Source organism: Pseudochryseolinea flava (genome assembly GCF_003286915.1).
Classification (GTDB): Bacteria; Bacteroidota; Bacteroidia; order Cytophagales; family Cyclobacteriaceae; genus Ohtaekwangia; species Ohtaekwangia flava.
This window is the reverse complement of sequence record NZ_QMFY01000047.1, coordinates 1-1,043: the sequence shown is the minus strand read 5'-3', so window position 1 is coordinate 1,043 and position 1,043 is coordinate 1. Positions and strand designations below refer to the sequence as shown.

Annotated in this window: 2 protein-coding genes; both read right to left on the bottom strand. The window is 40.3% G+C overall.

The genetic code is table 11. From position 1 onward, the window contains the following. Positions 1 to 630: DDE-type integrase/transposase/recombinase (locus DQQ10_RS27705; RefSeq protein ID WP_133259794.1), on the bottom strand; the 630-nt coding region annotated here is incomplete at its 3' end. Between the two features lie 77 nt (positions 631 to 707). After that, positions 708 to 974, bottom strand: coding sequence for a transposase (locus tag DQQ10_RS27700; protein WP_037356350.1), 267 nt, complete (start codon positions 972 to 974; stop codon positions 708 to 710). Between the last annotated feature and the right edge of the window lie 69 nt (positions 975 to 1,043).

The window sequence follows — 1,043 nt, the reverse complement described above, 5'->3', positions numbered from 1 at the left end:
TTCGATTGAAAAAACAATGTTAGCATCTAGAACATCCTCGCGATAGGTGCGATTGAATCGTTCAATGATCGCGTTCTGTTGTGGTGATGCTTTGGGGATAGCGCTCCATTCAATGCCATTTTTTTGGAGCCAAAGGCGAAACCACTTTGACATTGCTTCGGGTCCGTTATCCCCTCGTATCCTCTTTGGTTTGCCGTGTACTTCCAACAGTCGATCCAGGAAGTGAGTTGCTTTCTTTGCTGGTATGCTTAGTTGATTAAGTATACCAAGACCTTCACGGTTATAATGATCGATCACGTTAAAAGTCCGGAACTGTCTTCCATTTGCTAATACGTCAGACATGAAATCAATAGCCCATTCTTCATTTCGTTGTAGAGGTATCATGATCGGATTAGAAGGATTATTTTTCATTCGCATACGTGGCTTTTTAAAAAGAGAGAAACCTTCTTTAACATAAACTCTACGGATCTTGCTGGCGCTTAAATGTGAATATTCCTTTTGCACAAGACGTATTATCTTGTTACGGCCTTTCTTGGTCTTGCCCATAACTGACTCTATTGCTTGACGGATCGAGGCATCCTTCAAAGGCATTTTCTTTTCATAATAAAATCTTGTTCTAGAACAGTTCATTATTTTGCACGCCTTCGAGCGGCTTACTTCGTAATTTTCAATAATGTATTGTAAGCACTGTTCTCTGTGCGAAGACGTTACCACTTTTTTGAGAGAACATCTTTAATGATATCAATCTCCAAACTTTGGTTAGCAACGATGCGCTTCAAGCGCGCATTCTCCTGTTCAAGCTCCTTAAGACGCTTCAGTTCATCAACCTTCATGCCTCCGTACTTGCTCTTCCAGTTGTAAAAAGTAGCGTCGCTGATGCCATGCTTACGACAAAGATCCGAAACTTTAATTCCTTGTTCCTGCTCGTTTAAGATCCCAATGATCTGTGCTTCTGTGAATCTTGTTTTTTTCATAACGCTTTTTCAGATGGTTAAAGTTAAAAACTCTAATTTTAACCTGTTCTAAAAAACCAGCCAGGTACC